Annotated in this window: 10 protein-coding genes; 3 read left to right on the top strand and 7 right to left on the bottom strand. The window is 64.5% G+C overall.

The genetic code is table 11. The features are described 5' to 3' along the window. Positions 1-5: 5 nt before the first annotated feature. Positions 6-884 carry a LysR substrate-binding domain-containing protein gene (locus NKI06_RS08635; RefSeq protein WP_352984876.1) on the top strand — a complete coding sequence of 293 codons (879 nt, stop codon included), beginning with the start codon at positions 6-8 and terminating at the stop codon, positions 882-884. Positions 885-888: 4 nt separating this feature from the next. Here the strand turns inward: NKI06_RS08635 and NKI06_RS08630 are convergent, their stop codons facing one another. Genes NKI06_RS08630 through NKI06_RS08620 form a run of 3 tightly spaced genes read right to left on the bottom strand, consistent with a single transcriptional unit; the run spans position 889 to position 5,483 of the window. Next, complete coding sequence (locus tag NKI06_RS08630; RefSeq protein ID WP_352984874.1) at positions 889-1,824, bottom strand: dimethyl sulfoxide reductase anchor subunit family protein; 936 nt, start codon at positions 1,822-1,824, stop codon at positions 889-891. A 3-nt stretch (positions 1,825-1,827) separates the two neighbouring features. Next, positions 1,828-2,556 carry a 4Fe-4S dicluster domain-containing protein gene (locus tag NKI06_RS08625; RefSeq protein WP_352510951.1) on the bottom strand — a complete coding sequence of 243 codons (729 nt, stop codon included), beginning with the start codon at positions 2,554-2,556 and terminating at the stop codon, positions 1,828-1,830. Beyond that, positions 2,553-5,483 carry a molybdopterin oxidoreductase family protein gene (locus tag NKI06_RS08620; protein WP_352984872.1) on the bottom strand — a complete coding sequence of 977 codons (2,931 nt, stop codon included), beginning with the start codon at positions 5,481-5,483 and terminating at the stop codon, positions 2,553-2,555. The genes NKI06_RS08625 and NKI06_RS08620 overlap by 4 nt, the downstream gene beginning before the upstream one ends. A gap of 278 nt (positions 5,484-5,761) precedes the next feature. On the opposite strand from NKI06_RS08620, the gene NKI06_RS08615 reads away from it, so the two are divergent. Beyond that, complete coding sequence (locus NKI06_RS08615) at positions 5,762-6,661, top strand: LysR substrate-binding domain-containing protein (RefSeq protein WP_023699495.1); 900 nt, start codon at positions 5,762-5,764, stop codon at positions 6,659-6,661. A 4-nt stretch (positions 6,662-6,665) separates the two neighbouring features. On the opposite strand, the gene NKI06_RS08610 is transcribed toward NKI06_RS08615, so the two are convergent. The 4 genes from NKI06_RS08610 to NKI06_RS08595 form a co-directional block, all read right to left on the bottom strand. Further along, on the bottom strand, positions 6,666-7,922 hold the full coding sequence (locus NKI06_RS08610) for an Hsp70 family protein (protein ID WP_352984870.1): 1,257 nt from the start codon (positions 7,920-7,922) through the stop codon (positions 6,666-6,668). 176 nt (positions 7,923-8,098) lie between these two features. After that, the gene (locus tag NKI06_RS08605) at positions 8,099-8,890 is read right to left on the bottom strand and encodes a TIGR02186 family protein (RefSeq protein WP_352984868.1); all 792 of its coding nucleotides are present in this window, start codon (positions 8,888-8,890) and stop codon (positions 8,099-8,101) included. After that, the gene (locus NKI06_RS08600) at positions 8,890-9,813 is read right to left on the bottom strand and encodes a sulfite exporter TauE/SafE family protein (protein WP_352984866.1); all 924 of its coding nucleotides are present in this window, start codon (positions 9,811-9,813) and stop codon (positions 8,890-8,892) included. The genes NKI06_RS08605 and NKI06_RS08600 overlap by 1 nt, the downstream gene beginning before the upstream one ends. Before the next feature lie 193 nt (positions 9,814-10,006). After that, on the bottom strand, positions 10,007-13,999 hold the full coding sequence (locus NKI06_RS08595) for a peptidoglycan-binding protein (RefSeq protein ID WP_352984864.1): 3,993 nt from the start codon (positions 13,997-13,999) through the stop codon (positions 10,007-10,009). A gap of 480 nt (positions 14,000-14,479) precedes the next feature. Here NKI06_RS08595 and NKI06_RS08590 point away from each other — a divergent pair, with 480 nt between their 5' ends. Next, on the top strand, positions 14,480-14,938 hold the full coding sequence (locus NKI06_RS08590) for a MerR family transcriptional regulator (RefSeq protein WP_023669610.1): 459 nt from the start codon (positions 14,480-14,482) through the stop codon (positions 14,936-14,938). The last annotated feature ends 78 nt before the right edge of the window (positions 14,939-15,016 follow it).

The following is a 15,016-nucleotide window of genomic DNA, read 5'->3' as shown; positions in this document are numbered from 1 at the left end:
ACAAAATGATATCTGAACAGATCGGCCTCGACCTTCTCCGCACCTATGTCGCGGTCTGCCGGCAGGGTAGCCTGAGCAGGGTCGCCGCGCAGACCGGTAAGACCCAATCGGCGCTGAGCATGCAGATGCGCCGGCTGGAGGGCCTGCTCCAACGGCACTTGTTCCAGCGCACCGGCCGCGGTGTCGTACCGACTGCGGCGGGAGAGCTCTTTCTGGGATACGCCACCCGCATCCTGGCTCTCGGCGATGAAGCGGTGGCGCGTCTGCAACAGACCGGCATAGGCGGCGGCGTGCGAATCGGTCTCGCCGAGGACGTCACGACGGCAGCGCTTTCGGCCGCGCTCGGGCGGCTGCATCGCACCTATCCCGACATCAGCCTTGGCGCGATGGTCGAGCACAGCGTCTCGCTCGGACGGCTATGGAGCGAGGACGCGCTGGATGTCATGATTGCCCCGACATCCGTCGTAACAGCCGATGCCCTGAGGACATGGAATGTCGAACTGCAGTGGGTCTGTGCCCAGGACTATGTGCTGGATCATGACCGGCCGCTCGATCTCGTCGCCTTTGGCGCAACCTGCCCTTGGCGCAGGCGTATGATAGAGGCGCTGGTTGCCGCCGGCCGGCAGCACAGGATCGCCTTGTCCTGCCAGAGCGTCACCGGCCTTCAGGCGGCGATCGAGAACGGATTGGGCGTTGGACTGCTTCCGCCCGAATCGGTGCGCACCGCTTCGATGCGGGTGCTGAAGACGTCAGCCGGTCTGCCCGAGCCGCTCACGGTCCAATACGGCCTTTACGCGCACGACCGCAGGACAGCTGTTGTCGATGCCGCGATCGAAATCCTCCTTAAGGATTTGCCCGTCGCGCCAGAAGCGCGAGCCGCCTGACGGCTCACCGGCCGTAATAGAGAGTGACGGTGTGCTTCGCCTCGGCGAAGAACAGCCAGCGCTCGACCAGCATGCCGGCAAACTGGACGATTGCCGCAAGCACCGACAGCACCGCTGCGAACGGCCAGGGCAAAGCGAACAGAACAGCAAGCAGCAGGGCAGGCAAGGCGAAAGCCAGCACCTGCGTGATACGACGCAGCCTGGCGCCGTGCTTGCGCGCGATGCGAAAGCCCATTTCCTTGAGCAGGTAGTTCTCTTCGGTGTGCGGCCATTCCAGTGAGCGCACTGTACCCCCGGCGAGCCCCGTTGCCGTGTTGGCGGTGCTCGCAATCTCCAGCGCGTCATTGTATCGCCACGTCGCCAGCTTCCAGCCCCAGCCGAGCAAGGTCAGCAGCAGAGCGGCTACCGCAACGGCGGTCGAGCCGATGGCGAAAGCCTGCAGCAGCGCGTTCAACAGCACGCTGCCGGTCATCGCCGAAAAGATGAGATAGCCCGGCAGCGTATACGGGCTATGCCACTGCGCGATCGGCTTCAGCGAGGCATAGATCATGCCGGTGGTGCAGACGGTGACGATTGCGCCGATAGTTGCGAGAAGCCCGGCGATGGCCATCCAGCCTCCGGTGCGGCCAAAAAACACCCAGCCGATGCCGAACAGCCCGGCGGGAATGAAGGTTGCGACCGACGATACACCCTCGCGTGACAGCCAGGAGCTACGCCATTGCGAAAAGGCGCGCCAGGCGCGTTCGGGCCGGCCGAGATGGCCGGTCGACGACAAAAGGCCGGCGGCAATCAGGCCAAGCGCCAGCCCCATGCCGATAAGGCCGAGCCAGAAATGGGCCGGGATAAAACCCAGTCCGCCAAGCACGCCGAGCAGCGCCAGCAGTCCATAGCCCGCTCCTGTGGCAGTGGTGAAGAAAACGACGGAAAAGGCTGGATGCATTGGTCAGCTCGAAAGCATGCGGTCGATCCAGCCAAGAAAACCGCCTTCGACCGTGACTGGCTCAAGCCTTGGCGCCGGCACCGATGCGGCGCGCTGGGCGCGCGGCGGCAGATATTTGTTGGTCGGCTTGTAACCCATCTCCGGCATCAGGTCGACGCCGCCACGCTCCGCCACCAGTTGCGATACCGCCGAGGTGGGATCGCCGAGGTCGCCGAAATGCCGGGCGCTGGTCGGGCAGGCGGCAACGCAGGCCGGCACGCGGTCTTCCTCGGCCAGATTGTCGTTGTAGATGCGGTCGACGCACAGCGTGCATTTCTTCATCACGCCGACGTCGGTATCGAATTCGCGCGCGCCATAGGGGCAGGCCCAGCTGCACAGTTTGCAGCCGATGCATTTGCTTTCGTCGATCAGCACGATGCCGTCCGACGCCCGCTTGTAGGACGCGCCGGTCGGGCAGACAGTGACGCAGGCAGGCGTCTCGCAATGCAGGCAGGAGCGCGGAAAGTTGACCGTGCGCCCGCCCGCCTCGGTCGTGTGCTCGTAGCTGTGCACGCGGTTGAACCAGACGCCGTCGACATGGCCGCCATAGGGGTCGATGTCGGTCAGCGGCGCCATGTGGCCGCCGGTGTTCCACTCCTTGCAGGCGGTGACGCAGGCCTGGCAGCCGACGCAGGTGTCGAGGTCGATGACCAGGCCAAGCTTCTTGTCTGTATGGGCGGGAAGGCAGGTCATTCCACAGCTTCCCTATGGACGCGGAACTCGGCGCCGAAGCGAAGGATGTCGGGCGATGGCTCGACATTTGGCGGCTGGCTGAAGCGCTCGAATTGCGGCTCGGTGAAGCCGGCTTCTTCGGAGGCGCATTTGACGATGCGAACCCTGAGATCGAACCACGCCGCCTGGCCGGTGACCGGATCGGAATTCGAATAGCGTTTACCGTTCGCATCGGCCGAGGTCTGGTCGCCGATGATGTGGTTGAGCAGGAAGCCGCGATTGCTCTCGGCGGCGTTGTCCTTCAGCCCCCAGGCGCCGCGCCTTTTGCCGATGGCGTTCCATGTCCAGACCGTATCCGCATTGACGCCGTCGACCAGCTTGATCTGCCCCTTCACCCGGCCGTTGATGCTTTCGATCCACACCCAGTCGTCGTCGGCCAGGTCGAGAACTGCCGCGGTCTTGTGGTGCACGAACAGGCGGTTCTGGCTGGTGATTTGCCGCAGCCACGCATTCTGCGAGCCCCAGGAATGATACATGTGCATAGGCCGCTGCGTCAGCGCATGCAGCGGGTATTTCTGCGGATCGACCGCGGCCTCTTCGAACGGCGTAAACCAGAACGGCAGCGGATCCATATAGGTCTCGATGCGCCGGCGTTCGCTCTCGGGCGGCTGGACGCGACCATGACCGCGCGCGGCGAGGCGAAAGCGCTGCATCGGTTCGCAATAGAGCTGGAACACGATCGGCTCGGCCTTGGGGATGAACCCCATCTGCTCTGCGAAGTCGAGATAGGAGCGGTTGGCCATCTTGTAATAGCGCTGGTCCTCAGCAAAATCCTGGTGCCAGAAGCCGCCATTGCCGATGTAGCGCTGCAACTGGTCGGGATTGACTTCGCCCTTGCCGACGGAAGTGCCGTCCTTGCCGCGCCAGCCGGCCAGCGGGCCGATGCCCGGCGTGCGTTCGTGATTGACGATGTAGTCGGCATAGTCGGCATATCTGGCCGAGCCATCGTCCTCGACGAAGCCGGGCAGGCCAAGCCGAGCGCCAAGTTCGATCAGCACCGATTGGAACGGCCTGACATCTCGGTCCGGTTCGACCACCGGATGGCGGATCGCGTCGCCCGGCCCGTCGGCATGGCTGATCGGCCGGTCGAGCAGGCTGATGCAGTCGTGACGTTCGAGATAGGTGGTGTCGGGCAGCACCAGGTCGGCGAACGGCACCGTCTCGGAATAATAGGCGTCGGAATAGATGATGAAGGGGATCTTGTAGTTACCCGCTTCGTCATGGTCGGTGAGCATGGCAATGGTCTCGACGGTGTTCATCGAGGAATTCCACGCCATGTTCGACATGTACATCATCAGCGTGTCGATCGGGTACGGGTCACCGGCCCACGCATTTCGGATGACCGTATGCATCAGCCCATGCGCGGCGAGCGGCGCATCCCAGGAATAAGCCTTGTCGATGCGCAAAGGCGTGCCGGCCTCGTCGACCAGGAGATCGTCCGGCCCGCAGACGAAGCCGAGCGGCATACCGTCCAGCGGCGTCATCGGCTTGACCACCTTGCCGGCCGGCTTCGGTCCCGGCGGCGCCGAGCGCGGGTAGGGCGGCTTGAAACGGAAGCCGCCGGGCACGTCCACCGTGCCGAGCAGCACCTGCAGCAGGTGGATGGCACGGCAGGAGTGAAAGCCGTTGGAGTGGGCCGAGATGCCGCGCATGGCATGCATCGACACCGGCCGTCCCTTGATCGTCTCGTGCCGCCGTCCGGCCCAGTCGGTCCACGCAACCGGCAGTTCGATCGTCTGTTCGAAGGCGACGTGGGCGAGTTCGGCAGCGATCCGCCGGATGGTGTCGGCCGGAATGCCGCATCGTGCCGCGACCACATCGGGTGCGTAGCTGTAGTCCATGTAACGGTCGGCGATAAGCTGGAACACCGGCACGCAGCGGCGACCGGCGAACGTGAAGCTGCCGGTCAGCGCCGGCTTCGCATCGGCATCGGCTGCGTTGACGGTTGTCTTCGCCACTCTGTCCCACGCGAGAAGATTGTTGTCGCTGTCGCGCAGGAATAGCCCGTCATCGACCGTGCCCGGCTCCTGGATGACCAGCACATGGGCGTTGGTGTAGCGGAGCAGATAATCGAGATCGATGCGGCCTGCCTTCAGCAGTTCATGGATTAGGGCGAAGACGAAGAGGCCGTCGGTGCCGGGCCGGATCCCGATCCAGTCGTCGGCAATGGCGTTGTAGCCGGTGCGGCAGGGGTTGATCGACACCACCTTGGCGCCGCGCGCCTTGAGTTTACCCAAGCCGATCTTGATCGGGTTGGAATCATGGTCCTCGGCGACGCCGAACAGCATGAAGTATTTCGTATTGTCCCAGTCCGGCTCGCCGAACTCCCAGAACGAGCCGCCGATCGTGTAGAGCCCGCCGGCCGCCATGTTGACCGAGCAGAAGCCGCCATGGGCGGCGAAGTTCGGCGTGCCGAACTGGCTCGCCCACCAGCCGGTCAGCGACTGCGACTGGTCGCGCCCGGTGAAGAAGGCGAGCTTTTTCGGATCGGCCCGGCGGATATTCGATAGCCGCCCGGTCGCAATCGAAAACGCTTCCTCCCACTCGATCTCGCGGAATTCGCCCGAGCCGCGCAGGCCGCTGCGCAACAGCGGCTTCTTCAGCCGCGCCGGGCTGTAGTGCTGCATGATGCCGGAGCTGCCCTTGCCGCAGATCACGCCGCGGTTAACCGGATGGTCCTTGTTGCCGTTGATGTAGCGCACCTTGCCGTCCTTGATGTGGACGTCGATGCCGCACCGGCAGGCGCACATATAACAGGTGGTCTTGGCGATGCTGTCGGAGATAGCGGGCGAGGTGTCGACGCCGTCGCCTTCATCAGGCGCGCGTGTATCGCCAAGCGGCCGTTGCGACGGTGCGGAATTGGCTCCGCGCGGCGCAGCTGGGTTCATGATGCCGGCGTGCTTTTGCTACCTGCGAATTTGGCCCGCGTCTTCGGTCCGGGGCCACGCATATAGTGTTCTTCAGGATGATATCGATCGCCGGCCAGCCGCCGCCTGAGGCCACGGGTCCAATGCGCAAAAAGGGATCTGAACCGCCCGATCATTTTGTTGGCCGCGATTTGTTGGCGAATTTTTTCTAACTTCGACTGAAAAAGTAGAATAAAGCTATCGATCCGTCTAATCAGTTGTTCTTGTAAATTCGATCGGAATTGGTTCTTAATGCACACATGACGCTGGACCAGTTGCGCATTTTCGTTGCCGTTGCCGAACGCGGCCATATGACCAAGGCGGCGGAGCTTTTGGGCATCTCCCAGTCGGCGGCGTCGGCGGCCATCCGCGCTTTGGAAGAGCAGCATGGCGTTCATCTGTTCAACCGTGTCGGCCGCAACATCGAGCTGGCTCAGACCGGCCACCGTTTCCTGCCCGAGGCCAAGGCGGTGCTGGAACGCGCCGCCGCCGCCCGAAATGTGCTGGAGCATGTCTCGCAGACGGTCGCCGGCAGCCTGTCGATCGCCGCCAGCCTGACCATCGCCAGCTACTGGCTGCCGCGCAGGCTGGCCTCTTTCCATGAAGCCTACCCGGCGGTGCGCTTAAGCGTCAGCATCGGCAACACCAGGCAGGTCGAGGCCAATGTGCTCGACGGCACCGCCGATCTCGGTCTGGTCGAGGGGCGCACCGAATCAGACATCCTCCGCCGCACCAAGGTCGACGTCGACAGGTTGATGCTGGTCGTCGCCGCCTCGCATCCCGAAATCGCCGAGATCGCGCCGGGCCGCCCGGATATCAGAGGGCTGCGCTGGATCATCCGTGAGGGTGGTTCGGGCACGCGCGAGGTGCTGGAGGACCTGGCCCGCCGCGAGGGGATATCGCTTGGCGACCTGCAGATATTTCTGGTGCTGCCGAGCAACGAGGCGGTTCGCCAGGCGGTCGAGGCCGGCGCCGGCGCCACCATCATCTCGGACCTCGTCGTCGGACGCGCCGTCGCCGAGGGCAGTCTCCGGTCGGTGCCGCTCGAACTGCCGAAGCGCGACTTCGCCATGATCACCCATCGCGACCGCCAGGCAAGCCTCGCCCAGATGGCGCTCAAGGCGCATCTAGGCGCTGAGGCCGTCAGCAATCCGGCGTAAGCGATCAGGCGAACTTCCGCTGCGCATCCAGCGCCAGGCCAAGGCCGACCGAACCGAACATGTCGCCCTCGACAACAGCCGCTTGCGGCACCAGCGACAGGATTTCACGCCGTGCCAGCGGGATCGCGGTCGAACCGCCGGTGAGGAATACGGCGGTGATCGCAGACGCCGTTATGCCGGCATCGGCAATCGTCTGCCGCACCGTAGCGGATACCCGCTCGATGTCGGCGGCGATGGTCTCTTCCAGGCCGGTCCGCGAGATCTCGGCGGCGAAATGCGCGCCGGGCAGCGCCACCGTTACATCGGCCGAAGCCTGATCCGCCAGCGCGATCTTGGCTCGTTCGACGAGGCCGGCCAGCGCATGGCCGTAACGGTGCTCGACAATATGGATGAAGCGGTCGACAAGGTCGGCGCGGACGGCCTCGAAGCGGGTTTGCCTCAGATGCGTCATCGCCTTGGCAGTATAGACGAGGTTGATGCGCTGCCACGTCGCGAGATCAATGAAATAGCTCGCCGGCAGGTTGCGCTTGCCGTCTTTTGTGGGCGTCAGGTAGCCGAGCTTGGGCATGACATGGGCAATGCTGAGCAGCCGGTCGAAATCGGTGCCGCCGATATGGATGCCGCGGTTGGCCAGGATATCGTCCTTGCGGTCGCGTGAGCGGGCGCGTTGCGGCGAAACGCGCACGATCGAGAAGTCGGACGTGCCGCCGCCCATGTCGACGATCAACGCCAGTTCCTCGCGCTTCACGTCCTGCTCATAGTCGAGCGCTGCCGCGATCGGTTCGAACTGGAAGGCGATGTGCTTGAAGCCTTGCGCGCGCGCCGCCTTTTCAAGCTCGCTTTGCGCCTTGGCATCGGCTTCCACATCGTCGTCGACAAATTGCACCGGCCGGCCGAGCACAACGTTCTCCACCGGAGCGCCGGCATCTTCCTCAAGCCGCTTCTTCAAATGGCCGACGAACATGCCGACAATGTCGATGAAACCGATCTGCCGGGCCTTGATCCGCGTCTTCTTATGCGCCAGCGAACTGCCGAGCACGCTCTTCAGCGACCGCATCAGCCGGCCTTCGATGGCATCGGTGTAGTCGGCAATGGCGCGGCGGCCGAAATAGGTGTGACCGTCCTCGAAGTTGAAGAAAACCGCGCTTGGCAATGTCGGCTGTTCACCTTCCAGCGCCACCAGCCGTGCCTGGCCGTTGCGGATCACGCCCACCGTAGAATTGGACGTGCCGAAATCGATGCCGCCAAATGCCTGGTGCATTGCAGCCTCCTGTCATTGGGTCGTCGCTGTGGCAGGCGTCCGCAAGGCGCGCGCCGTCCAGAGGCCTGACCGCTCTGCCGAATGATTGTGCGTGTTACCCGAGGGTTGGGAGGCGGCGGTCTATCGCAAGACTGAGAAAAGGGGAACCCCTTTTCCCCGGAAATGGGTCCTGCGCGTCAATCCCTGCGGAAAATCAGCCTGCCGAGCCATCCCGTGATCATGGCCAGCGACACGGAGAAGACGCCGTAGAGAAAGGAGTAATCATGCGCGACGCGGAAGATCGACTGTTCGAAACCCGATTTGCGGATTTCGAGCTGGGCCGAGCTTTCCTTGAGGAACAGGCCGCTCTTGAACAGGAACGCGCGGGCTTTATGCGTTCCAACCGGGACGTTGGGCGCCAGCCGCACCGTGGCGCGAAACAGGTTCTGCGACAGGAACTGCACGCCGCCGACATTCTCGCTGTAGAGGCCGGTCGCCGCCTTGCGATCGCGCAGCGCCACGGTGAATTCCTCGATCGTCGCCGGACTGTCGGTTACGTCGGCCGGTTGCATGTAAAGGTTGGAGGCGCCGAGCGACAGCTGCTTGTAGCTGTTGGGTTCAGTGATGTCCTGCAGCGGCCGTGTCGTGGCGACGGAGTAGGAGACCGGCACGTTCTCGAAGGTCTCCGATTCCAGGTTGACCCAGACGCCGAGCACCCGGTCCTTGCGGCGCACCACAACCGGCCGCGGCGGCCCTTCGAGCACGACGATGACGTCATAGCGCCCCTGCCGCGCGACCAGCGGGTCGGGGTTTTCCAGCGAACCGAAAATGGTCAGGTCGGCGCCGGAAAAGCCGGCGGTGATCGACACCGCGTCGGTGGAGAGACCGATCTGGATGCCTTCCGGCAAGGGGTTCGGCGATTGCGCTGCCGCCGGCAGAGCGAGGGCGAAAAGCAAAACGGCGGCCGAAAAAATCCCCCACCGCAGCATCAGTTCAGGCCCACGGCGGTCAGCGAATAGAGGTTTGGCGGCGTGACGAAGAGATCGATGGCAAGCCGGATCGCGACCGCCAGCACCAGCAGCGCCAGCAGTGCCCTGAGCTGTTCGCCGCGCAGCTTCTGTCCTGCCTTGGCGCCATATTGCGCGCCGGCAACGCCGCCCGCCATCAGCAGGAAGGCAAGCATGACGTCGACCGTCTGGTTGGTGGTGGCGTGGACAAGCGTGGTGTAGGCCGAGGTGAAAATGATCTGGAACAGCGAGGTGCCGATGACGACGTTGGTCGGCACTTTCAAGAGATAGATCAGCGCCGGCACCATGATGAAGCCGCCGCCGACACCCATGATCGACGACAGGAAGCCGATGCCGGCGCCGAGCCCCAGCACCGGAATGACGCTGACGAACAGCTTCGAGGCCCTGAAGCGCATCTTCAGCGGCAGCCGGTGGATCCAGTTGTGCTGGCCGGATTTCTTCAAGACCGGCGCCGCACCGCTGCGCGTGGCGCGCAGCGCATTGACGCTCTCGACCAGCATCAGCCCGCCGACGGTGCCGAGCAGCACGACGTAGAGCAGCGAAATGAACAAATCGAGTTGGCCGAGCCGGCGCAGGAAGGCAAAGACAAAGATACCACCGGTCGAGCCGACGATGCCGCCGGCCAGCAGCACCCCGCCGAGCTTGAAGTCGAGCGTGCCGCGCTTCATGTGCGACAGCGCGCCGGAGAAGGAGGAGGCGATAACCTGGTTGGCGCCGGTAGCAACGGCGATTGCCGGCGGGATGTTGTAGAAGATCAAGAGCGGCGTGATCAGAAAGCCGCCACCGACCCCGAACATGCCCGACAGGAAACCCACCGCCGCGCCCATTGCCAGCAGCACGAAGACGTTGACGGAAATTTCCGCGATCGGGAGATAGATGCCCACCCGTCAGTCTCGATCAGTTTGCCTGTCGGCGATTGCAGCCATTCCAGGGCATTGTCGCACCGAAAAGCCAATTCTTTCTTGCACCGCCGGGGCAGTGGGATCAAACCCCGCCGCCCTACCGAAACAAAAAACATCTCAAGCAGTTAACAGGCAAATGTATGGCAAGGGCGTCGCGTTAGCGACGCATCTGCCGTTATTTGTGCGCCAGCAGCGCCTTCACCAGCTTTTCGTCGATTTCGCCGGTCGCCTGCATCTTGTTGTCGGTCTGGAAAGCCATGATTGCGGTCTTGGTCTTGCCGCCCATCACGCCATCGGCGCCGCCGGCATCGTAGCCGTTCTTGTTGAGGATGAGCTGGATGTTCTTGACCGCCTTCTTCATGTCAACGCTGGCGGTGGTCTGCGGCGTGCCTTCCTGCCAGGATTCAGGAATGTCGGCCGAGTTGGACGCCGGGTCGAGCGGCTTCGGCTTCCACAGTTCCGCGGCGGCGCGCGCCCGCTCCAGCTGTTCGGGGCGCAGCGCAGTGGCGACCTCGTCGCGCTTTGCAGCCGCATCCTTGTCGCCGGTCTTGGCGACGAGCGCGAACCATTTGTAGGATTCCTCCAGGCTCTGCTTCATGCCGACGCCCTTTGCCGCCAGGATGCCGAGATTGAACTGGCTGTCCTTGACGCCGACATCGGCCGCCGCCTGAAACCAGTGCGCGGCCGATTCATTGTCGGTCACGCCGTCGGCAGCCATGGCAAACAGAACGGCCAGGTTGTGCATGGCGCTGGCATTACCCTGCGCGGCGGCGAGCTGGTAGAAGGTCTTTGCCTTCTTGACGTCGCGCGTGACGCCGATGCCCTTCTCGTAGAAATTGCCGATGCGGTATTCCGCCGGCGCGAAGCCGAGCTCGGCCGACTTTTCGTACCATTTGGCCGCTGCCGCCATGTCTTCCTTGACGCCGCGCGATTCAGCATAGCGCGAACCGAGCTCGAACAGCGCCTTGGCGTCACCGCCGGCAGCCGCGTCGCGCAAGGCTTGCGGGCCTGCATCGGCCGGAACGTCTATCTTGGCCACGACAGGTGCTACCGCGGCATCAGCCGGCGGAACGGCGCCGGTAGTATCCGAGGCCGTCGTATCCGAGGCCGAGGGCGCCATGACGGCGGCCGCAGGCTGCGCGTCGGCAGCCGCCGGTTCCGCAGTGGCGGTGGTCGGCAGCATTGCATTTGGCGTGGGGGCCGGATCGGCCAAAGCCATCGGCGCTGGCGCGGGCTCCACCGCCGGCACTTCGGGCCCAGCGACCGAGGCCGCATTCATTGGCGCATCATTGCCAGCTGCCGGTTCCGTGGGCTCCGCCTGCCTGACGATCCGGGCCGGCACGTCCTGAACGGCCACCTGCTGTTCTGCCTTGGGTTGGCTGGCAGCGTTGACCGAGGCAGTCTCGACCGGCTGCGAGGCGACGATCGGCGCTGTATCGTTGCTTGCGACCTCGACCGGGTCGGCGAAGAAGGCCTTGCCCAACTGGAGGCCGGCAAGCGCCAGCATGATCGCGACCGCTCCCATCAGGATCGGCTTGCGCCGCGCCTTGAGCAGGTCGCCGATACGAAGCGCCTTGACCGGGCCCTTCATGGTGGACTGGCGTTTCAGCGCGTCGGCCTCGGCGGCCGCGGCCTGCGCCGCGCGCCTGGCCGCGGCAATGAAGTCGGATTTCGACGCATCGCCGGAGTTTTGGCGCACCGGCGGGCCGCGCTCGTCGCGCACGCGCTTCATGATGGCGTTGAGGTCGGGCGCGCCGGAGCCCGGCTCCAACGGTCGGTTGGCGAGCTTCGGATCGAGCGGCTCGTCGAGATCGACGCTCGGCATGTCGACATTGGGCCCCGAGCCGGCAAGCGGCGGCATGTCAGCCGGCTTCTTGCCCCTGAAGGCGCGCGCAAATCCACCGAACAGCGACTTCTTGGCCGTGGCTTCGCCTTTCTCGGCAATCCTGTCGGAAACGAGCGCTGCCTGGGCAGCGGCCGCGGCAGCCGCGGCTGGCGAGCGCCGCACGGGTTCGCTGCCCATGACCGGGTCGCTACGCGTACCCGGGTCGGCGCGCATATCCGGCTCGCTGCGCATGATGGCGGCGGCGCGGCCGTCGAGATCGGCCATGTCTCCGGTCAGCGGCAGCGGCTGGTCGATATCCATCGACGGCGCGTCCTGCACCGAAATCTTGGAGGCGCGTGCAGCGCGGGCCCGCCGCGCCGGCTCGGCCTGGGCATCCAGAAGCTCGCTCACCGCCTCGGCCGGTTCGCTGGTCTCCAGCGAGCCCAGACGATCGACGATCTTGAGCAACGTGTCGTGGATAGCCTCGAATGTCCGTGAATTGCGCTCGTCCGAACGGCGCGTCAGCGCTTCCAGCGTCTTCAGATCCTGAGCAAGGCCGGTAACGGCCGCGGTGTTGGCGTTGGAATTTGCCAGCGAGCGCACGGCGCTCTCGGCTGCTTCGCGTGCCGCGCCCATGATGGATTCGCGGGTTCCGGCCAGCGACTTCTCGATTTCGTTGAGGCGCGGGCTGATGTCCTCGAATTCCGGCAGCGGCGTGCCGGGCTTCGACAGATGCGCCGATAGGCTGGAGACCTGCGCCTCGAGGCTGCGGATCAGTGCCGGATCGATGCCGGCGACCTGCGCGGCCGACGATTCCAGCCGGCTTGAAATGTCTTCGAGCCGGCTTTCCAGGCCGCGGATCGCCGCCTCGTTGGCAGGATCGGGAATGCGCGTCTCCATGCGTTGGGCGAGCGCGGTGAAGCGTGCGTCGATGGCGTCCATGATGCCGGCGCTGTCAGCCTGCGGCTGGCGCTGGTCCAGCCGGTCGGCAACCTCGTCCAGCCGCCGCTCGAGATCGCGAAACAGCATGTTGCCCTGTTCGATGGCGTCGCCCTGCCGGCGTTCCATCATGCCCGACAGCACGTCGAAGCGCTGTTCCAGACCTTGGAAGATATAGTCGGCGTCGGGCATGGCCGGGGCGCGGTCGATCTTGTCGGCGATCATCGCGATCTGCTTGCCGAGGCGCTCCATCGCCTGTTCCGGCAGATTGGCGCGGCCGGCAAGCTCGTCGACCCTGTTCGACAGCGTGCTGAGACGGTCGAGAACCTCGCCGCTCGGACGAACCTGCACGACTTCCTCGATCTGCTGCGCCAGCGAGGCGATCCGCTTCTCGATGCGTTCAAAGGGTTCGGGGTCGAAGGAATTGGCCTGTGCGGCGACGGTCGAGGCGACGATGGCGCGCGAAATCTCATCAAGCCGTTCGTCGATCAGGCCAAGCGTGTCGCCGCCGCGGTTGCTCTGCTGGCTGACGAAATGATCGACGGCGCCGGCAAGGGTGCGGACCTTTTCTTCCATCGAGCGCAGCGACAGCGATTCCGGCAGATTGTGGACCGCATTGCTGATCTGTTCGAGCCGGTCGGTCAGGGCCGAAAATCCGGGGCCGTCGGCGCGGTTGCGCTGGTCGGCGTCGACACGGTCCTCGAACGCGCTCCAGCGGCGGTCGAAATCGTCCCAGCGGCGGTCGACCTTCAGCACGCTTTCCTCGCGCGCCAATGTGTCGAGCGCCGTCTTTACCTGCTCGAGCTCGAGCCGCAGCATGTTGACGCTTCGGTCGTCGCTCTTCTCGGCCAGCGTCTGGATGGCGCCGGACAGCCGCTCGAATTCGACGCCGAGTTCGGCGCTGCCCTTGCCGGGCAAGCCGCCTGCCTGACCACCCGATTGGTTGCTCGCCTGGAAGGCCCGTTCGATGTCCTTGCGCAACGCGGCGAATTCGCGCTGCAGGCCGGCCGTCATCTGATGGCGCAGTTCCTCGCGCAGGCCACGCAATTCGCCGGCGATCTTGCCGACCACGGCGACGCTGTCTTCCTGGCCGCGCACGCGGTCGATGTCGCGCGCGATCGCCTGATAGTTCTGGTCGAAGCCGGCCGTCACAGGGCTTTTCGGCCGCGGCGCGGGCTGCGGGTCCTCGTACCAGCGCGGCGGCGGGGCGTAGGGCTGGGCACTTGCGTAGCGCGGCTCCGGAGCGGGCCGGCGCGGATCGAAGCGCTCGGCGGCGTCCTCGCGCTTGCGCTCCAGCCGCTGCTCCAGCGTTTCCAGCGAGCGGTTCAATTCATCAAGTGTGGTGTTCGGCCTGCGCGGCCTGCCGGCGTTGAGTGTATCGAGATAGGACCGCTTGCTGTTCATCGATGCGTCCGTTTTTCAGAATGGCCGGCTTGCTGCCAGTTTCCCAAGTCCTTGTCGGGAACGAAGGCGGCCGCGCGGCACTGCTGCGGCGGAAGACGAGCTTCCCGGGCCAGGCCCGCTCTCCGAAAAACCGTGAAAAATTCGCTACAGGATAAACACGGGTGACCGACATCCGCACATTTCACCCATCGTGGTAAACAAGGTGTTAACCAAGCTTAAGAAGTTACGGCATTGCTGAAATACAGGCGGTGCCCGTTCGGACCCGGCGCCGGGGGGTGCGGCATAAGGTTTCGCAATCCCAGAACGCCCTTGCGTCATGCGGCGGCTATCGATATAGAATTGACGTAAACGTAAGAGGGGCGCCGTTCGTGCCTTTTGCGATGAATTAGTTGAAACCACGACTGGAAGCATGCCCCCGCTTCCACTCAGGCGTTGCAAGGTCCGAGACCGCGATGCCACGACAGGGGAAAGCCAGTGACTATGAAACTTGTTTCGCCCGGCGAAGCCGCGGCCAACACCAACAATATGTCTGCCGAAGCCAGTGAGGAGCTCGTGCGCATCGGCGAGATGGCCAAGAAATACGGCGTGACGCTGCGCACGCTGCGTTTCTATGAAGACAAGGGCCTGCTCAATCCAAAGCGGGATGGGGCGACGCGGCTATACACGCGTCGCGACAAGGCGCGGCTGAAGCTGATCCTGCTCGGCCGCAAGGTCGGGTTCTCGCTACGCGACGTCAAGCAGATGATGGATCTCTACGATCCGACGGGATCCAACACCAAGCAGCTGCGGCTGGCTCTCGACAAGTCGGAGAAGCAGCTTGCCCGCCTGCAGAAGCAGCGCGCGCTGATCGACGACGCCATCAACGAGTTGAGCGGCTCGATGTCGGCCGTGCGCCAGATGCTGTCCGAGCGTTCGGCCCCGGCCAGCGCCGCCAGCTGATTTTGCTCCGCAGCTCCCGGCGAAAGCTTTGAACTTAAGAGCCGCGCGCCCGCCCGCGCGGCTCTTTTTGTTTGACCC

The sequence above is a fragment of the Mesorhizobium sp. M0772 genome (assembly GCF_040320135.1).
Taxonomy (GTDB): domain Bacteria; phylum Pseudomonadota; class Alphaproteobacteria; order Rhizobiales; family Rhizobiaceae; genus Mesorhizobium.
Note: the sequence above shows the minus strand (reverse complement) of the source record. Positions and strands in the feature narration are given on the sequence as shown.